Here is a 6,000-nt window from a genome sequence, read left to right as displayed (position 1 = left end):
CTGCAGGGACTGCCCATCGGCATCCGCCCGAGCCTGGAGTGCGATGGCCTGCATGACGTGTACTTCTGCCATCAGCGGTTCACGCAGTTCGACCTGCGCGAGCCGACGTTGGACACTTGAGAAGGTGTTACCCATGTCCTGGCACGGGTGTTACCCATGTCTCCGGTCTATACACGGCGCCAGAAGAAAGTCACCAAAGAAGAGGCCCTGAACCGCACGCCATCGCGTCACCGCCCTCAGCGGCGCGCGAAAACGTCCTCGGGCTTAGCGGGACGAAGCGACCCGCTGCGCTCTCGCTGCTGTCCCTATCACCTTCACCATCCATCGCGCCACCTGCCCGCTTAACGCCGGCTGCACGCCGTTCTCACCAGGAAGACCGAATGCAGCGTCGCTCGGGCGACGCGACTTGCCGCGCTCACCTGCCCGACACGTCGCCCGAGCGACGCCGCCTTCATTGATAAGCCCGGCGTGCAGCCGGCGTTAAGCGGCGTGAAGTGGCGATGCGTGGCGCTCGTCACAGGGACAGCAGCGAGAGCGCAGCGGGTCGCGTCTGCCCAAATCGGAAGTGAGAGTTTTCGCGCGCCACACTTGGCGGTGTGGTGCTCGTGTGCGGTTCAGCGCCTCTTCTTTGGTGACTTTCTTCTGGCGCCGCAGAAGAAAGTTACCCGGCCGCCGGGACGGACTCCCGGCAATGCAACGAGCAAACACCTGCTACGCAAAAGCACCCACCCAGCTTCACCCCAAGATCAACTGCAACGACCCCTGCAACGCCTGAATCAACGCCTCCAGCGCCTGCAGCAGTCTCTCGCTGCCTTGGTGCATGCGCTGCACCGCGTCGCCCTGCTCGACGCGCAGGCCGCGCAGCAGCAGCAGCCAGGCCTCGTCCACGTCCTTGAAGGCCGGCTGCAGGGTCGGGCCTGCGAGTGGCGCGGCGCGCACGCTGTCATAGGCCTTGATGAATTCATCAAGCCCCGCGGCGAGGCCGCTGGCGTCGTGGCCCGGCATGACCTGGGCGAGCAGGCCTTCCTTGGCCAGGCGCTGGCTCAACAAGCGCAGCCGCGTGACCTGAGCCAACAGCCCGACCGGGCGCTGGCCGGCGCGTTCGGACAGGCGGGCGACCAGCGTCTCGCTGCTTTCCAACAGACGCTGGGCTGCCCGGTCGCTGCGGCCGAGGTCGGGCTGGCGGTTGGCCAGCGCGGCGTCCAGCTGAGCCCAGGCGGCCGATACGGCAGACAACTCCTCGGCCAGATCGTGGCGCAGCAGCTCGGCCAGCCGGGCAAGGTTGGCCGCCACGCGTTCGGCCGAAGCGTCCAGCAAGGCCTGGGCCTCGCGGCGCTCGGGCGGCGTGAGGCGCGGCCACTGGCGCAGGGCCTGCAGCTTGACCAGGCGCTGGCTCAGCATGCGCTGGGCGCCGGCGCGCTCCAGCGCTTCGGCCAGCTCGCTCGTGTGCACGACGCCACGCGCCACCTCGGGCAACTTGGACTGGGTCTGCATCGCCGTGTTGCGCAACAGCGCGAAGGCGGCCGCCTCGTCGATGCCGCGGGCCTGCATCAACAGGCCCTTGGCACGTTCTGTCCACTTGCGCTCGTCCAGCTTGGCCTGGGCGGCGAGCTCGCGGGCCTGCTGCTGGGCAGTCAGATCACGCGCCCACAGCAAGGCCTCGCCCAGCACGCTGGCATCCACATCGGCCGGCAGCCATTGCACGGCACCGCGGGCCAGCGCAGCCTGCCGCTCGGGCCCCTGAGGCGGCGGCGACAGCAGCACCACGGGCAAGCCGAAAGCCCGCTCCGAGTGCAGAAGTTGCGCCAAGGCGGTGCGGTCCGGGCACCAGAGCAGCCCGACGGCCGGACCGTCGGCGGGCGGCGCAAGCTCCGAAACGGTGCACACAGACCAGCCCAGGGCCTGCAAAGCGGCCACCTGGGGCGGCGGTTCAGGGCTGCAGATCAGCGAGGGCAGCAGGGGCAGCGAGGTAGGAGCGGCGGTATCAGGCATGGCTTCAGGCTTCACGCCCCAAAACGGCGCAAGAAACAGGCCAGCGACGTTGCCGGCGGGTGGGCATGAGGCTTGCAAGTATCGGCCGTGGTTCCCGCAATGGTGCGGAAACCCTCCCGCTGCACGTCCTTGCCGCCCTGGCACGCGACCGGTGGGTTGGCGTGGGCGCGTGCAGCCAGCACGATAGAGCCCAAGATGTCCGCATTCCAGAACTTCAAACGCGCCGGCCACAGCCCCACGCTGTTCGCCGCCTTCCTGTACTTCGCGTTCTCCTGCTGCATCTGGGTGCTCAATGGCGCGCTGGCGCCCTTCATCAGCGAGACCTATCACCTGACACCGGCCCAGAAGGGGCTGATGCTGTCGATCCCGATCATGGCCGGCGCGCTGATGCGCTTCCCGCTCGGTCTGCTGTCGCAATACATCGGCCGCAAGAACGCGACGCTGGTCGAGATGGGCATGATCGCCGTGGCCATGCTGTATGGCTTCTTCATGGTGAAGAGCTATGACGACCTGCTGGCCATGGGCGTGCTGCTGGGCATTGCCGGCGCCAGCTTCGGCGTGGCGCTGAGCCTGGGCTCGGGCTGGTTCCCGCCGCAGTACAAGGGCCTGGCCATGGGCCTGGTGGGCGCGGGCAATGTCGGCACGGCGGTGTCGGTGCTCGTCGCGCCGCCGCTGGCCCAGGCCTATGGCTGGCAGACGGTCTATGCCTTCGCGGCGGCCGCCATCCTGGTGCCAATGCTGGTCATGATCGTCTTCGCCAAGGAGCCGCCCGATGTCGACGCGCATGCCTCGCTGCGCGAGCACGTCGCCTGCCTGTTCGAGAAGGATGGCTGGGCCTTCAGCCTGATCTATGGCGTGACCTTCGGCGGCTTCATCGGCCTCACCACCTTCCTGCCCACCTACTACTACGACCAGTTCGGCGTCTCCAAGGTGCAGGCCGGCCAGCTGACCATGCTGGCGGCCTTCATGGGTGCGGCGGTGCGCGTCGTCGGCGGCTGGCTGTCGGACCGCTGGGGCGGCGTCAACATGCTGACCTTCGTGCTGGTCGTCGTCGCCATCACGCTGGCCCTGATCGGCATGAGCAGCGGCTCGCTGGTGCTGACGACGCTGCTGCTGATCGTCTGCTTCGCGGCCCTGGGCGCGGGCAATGGCGCCCTCTTCCAGTTGGTGCCGCTGCGCTGGCCCGCGGCCACGGCCGTGGCCGGCTCGATGATCGGCGAGATCGGCGCCCTGGGCGGCGGCCTGGTGCCCAATCTGATGGGCATGTCCAAGCAGCATGCGGGCACTTATATGTGGGGTTTTGTCGTCTTCGCGGTGTTGGCTGTTTTGATGCTGGGGGTCATGCGCGTCATGCAGATCCGCTGGACGCGCACCTGGGCCGAGAAGGGTGGCCGCGCACGCCAAGCCGCCACGGCCGGCCAGGACGCCGATCCGGTGCATTACCAACGCACCTGAGTCGCGGCTGCCCCTCGCGCGAGGGACAGCCCGACGCGCAACTCTCGGCACACTGGGCGCATGAAGACCCTCATCGCCCTCACCCTCGTCGGTCTGGCCGCCGGCGCCCAGGCCGCCACCAGCTGCAAGATTGCCGGCGCCGACATCCGCGTCTCCGACAGCTACGCCGACTTCAACTACTCGCCCAGCGGCAAGGCCGGCGCGACGGGCAAGCTGTCGCGCTTTCGGCTGATGACGCTGGACGGCGGCGAAGCCCCGACCAGCAACGTCGAGCTGAAGACCGTCGACATCACTGGCCCAGGCGACTACACGCTGTCCATGGAGTCGCTGTGGCGCTCGGTCATCCGCGTGCAAGGCCAGAGCCAGCGCGTGACGGCCGGCAAATTCCACTTCACGCGCTTCGAGATGAAAGACACGGTCGGCCATGCGGCAGGCACGGTCGAGTTCACGACCGGCCAAGCCAGCGGCTCCTGCACGTTTGATGTCGAGGTCAAGGGCATCAACCGCGACCGCCTTGGGCTCTGAATAGGGCCTGTTAACGCTACGGCAAGGGGTCGCGTTGCCGTAGCGTTAACAGGCCCTAGCGCGGCAGGAAGGCCAGCCAGGCAATCAGCAGCAGGTTGAGCAGCACGGACAGGCCCAGGCCGACCTGCCAGACGCTCACCGCCTCGCGCGCGGCCTTGGGCGGGCGCGCGGAGGCGGGCTGGTCGCGGGCGGCCAGCCGTTCGAGCGCCAGCAGCAACTCGTCGGCCGTCTCGAAACGCGCCTTGGCCTCGCGAGCGACGGCGCGCATGACGAGACGGTCCAGCGGCATGGGCACGCTGGGCTGCAGCCGGCTGACGCTGGCCGGCTCGCGGCGGTAGCGCGCCAGTTGGTAGGGCTCGATCTCGCCATAGGGCAGGCGGCCCGTCAGCGCCTGGTAGAGGGTCACGCCCAGCGCAAACAAGTCAGAACCCGCGTCGGCCGGGGTCGGCGGATCCTGCCATTGCTCGGGGTTGATATAGCTGGGCGTGCCGGCATGCAGCTCGTGCGAGGCCGCGGGCGCGCGTGGGCTCAGGGCGACGCCCAGATCCAGCACGCGCCACTGGCCATCTTCACCCAGATGCAGATTGGCCGGCTTGATGTCGCGGTGCACGACGCCGGCGGCATGCAGCAGGCTCAATGAGCGCGCGACGGCGCTGGCCAGGCCCAGAGCCTGGACCGTATCCAGCGGGCCTTTGGCGAGCAGTTGCTCCAGCGTGTGGCCGCCATGCCAGTCGAACACGGCGTAGAAGTGGGTGGCGCCATCGGCCGGCGCATGAACGCGCACAAAACCGCTCTCACCCCCACGCCGACGGTGCCGGGGCGCCTCGGCCAGGCGCAGGCCCAGCCAGATCTCGTGGGCCAGCATGGCGCGCTCTTCAGGATCGTCGGCGCGGCCGGGGCGCAGCATCTTCAGGGCCACGAGGCGCCCGGTGGCAAGCTCGCGCGCCTGCAAAAGGCGGTGCACGCCGTTGTCGGCGACGACGGCGGTGACCTGGTAGCCATCCAGCGTCGCGCCGACACCGAGCGGCCCGGGGCTGGGCAAGGTTCGGCCCAATGCCGCGAGGTCGTTCAGGCCCGGGTCGGCCAGGTCCTTGACGTCGAGGACGAGGGCGGTCGCGTTGTCGTGGCTGCCAGCCGCCAGTGCCGCAGCGGTCAGCGCATCGGCCGCCGCCTGCGCGCCTGGCGTGGTGCGCAACAGGTCGGCGATCTGGCGGCTGCGCAGGGCGCCGTGCACGCCATCGCTGGTCAGCAGCAGGCGGTCCCCCACCTTGAGCTCGCCGGCGCTGTGGTCCAGGCGCAGCGCATCGTCCAGGCCCAGGGCGCGCGTGAGGCCGGCGAAGTCGCGGCGCTCCATGCGATGGTCCTGGGTCAGCAGCAGGCATTGGCCGTCGCGCAGCAGCCAGGCGCGGCTGTCACCCACATGGGCCAACGCGTAGCGGCGGCCGCGCAGTGCGATGGCCGTCAGCGTCGTCAGCGCCTCGCGCGGCTGACCGTCCGGCCCGGGGCGGCGGTTGTGCGAGGCGAGCCAAGCGTTCTGGTGCCCGAGCAGGCGGTCCAGCGCCACGCTGGTGTCCCAGTCGGCGGGCACGCCGTGGAAGTCACGCAGCAGGCTCATGACCGAGGTCTGGGCGGCCATCAGGCCATCGCCATTCGAGTGCTCGCCACCGCTGACGCCATCAGCCAAGGCCGCGACCCAGCCGCGCTCGGCCTCGTGCGCAGCCGGCGCCTGCACGCCGGCGAAGTCCTCGTTGCGAGGACGCTTGCCCTGCAGGCTGGACAGGCCGGTATCGAGTTCGAAGCGCATGCGCGTGAGTCGTTGTCAGTGAGCGGTTGGTATTGCGGGCCGAGCGCCGGGCCGCTCCCAAGCCGGCCCGTCTGGCGATGTGCTTGCCGGTCGAGCCGGCAAGCATCGCCGTCCCCTCGGGGGACCGGCCAAGGCAAGGCCTTGGACGAGGGGCTTCATCTTGGTGCAGTTTCAGGGATGAGTGCACCCGCACCGGGCTAGCAAACGCTTCGGCGTGGGGCGTC

Annotated in this window: 4 protein-coding genes; 2 read left to right on the top strand and 2 right to left on the bottom strand. The window is 69.2% G+C overall.

Translation table 11 applies throughout. From position 1 onward, the window contains the following. Positions 1-735: 735 nt before the first annotated feature. The gene (locus ACXJKM_RS27715) at positions 736-1,992 is read right to left on the bottom strand and encodes an ANTAR domain-containing response regulator (protein WP_056204553.1); all 1,257 of its coding nucleotides are present in this window, start codon (positions 1,990-1,992) and stop codon (positions 736-738) included. Between the two features lie 195 nt (positions 1,993-2,187). Between ACXJKM_RS27715 and ACXJKM_RS27710 the strand changes: the two genes are divergently transcribed. Both ACXJKM_RS27710 and ACXJKM_RS27705 read left to right on the top strand, forming a co-directional pair. Beyond that, complete coding sequence (locus ACXJKM_RS27710) at positions 2,188-3,447, top strand: MFS transporter (RefSeq protein ID WP_457356329.1); 1,260 nt, start codon at positions 2,188-2,190, stop codon at positions 3,445-3,447. A 60-nt stretch (positions 3,448-3,507) separates the two neighbouring features. Continuing rightward, positions 3,508-3,972 carry a hypothetical protein gene (locus tag ACXJKM_RS27705; protein WP_457356328.1) on the top strand — a complete coding sequence of 155 codons (465 nt, stop codon included), beginning with the start codon at positions 3,508-3,510 and terminating at the stop codon, positions 3,970-3,972. Positions 3,973-4,027: 55 nt separating this feature from the next. On the opposite strand, the gene ACXJKM_RS27700 is transcribed toward ACXJKM_RS27705, so the two are convergent. Next, positions 4,028-5,776 (bottom strand): bifunctional protein-serine/threonine kinase/phosphatase, encoded by a 1,749-nt coding sequence (locus ACXJKM_RS27700; RefSeq protein ID WP_457356327.1) that lies wholly within the window; start codon positions 5,774-5,776, stop codon positions 4,028-4,030. Positions 5,777-6,000 lie beyond the last annotated feature (224 nt).

The organism is Roseateles sp. P5_D6 (assembly GCF_054049415.1).
This window is presented reverse-complemented; position numbering and strand designations above follow the sequence as displayed.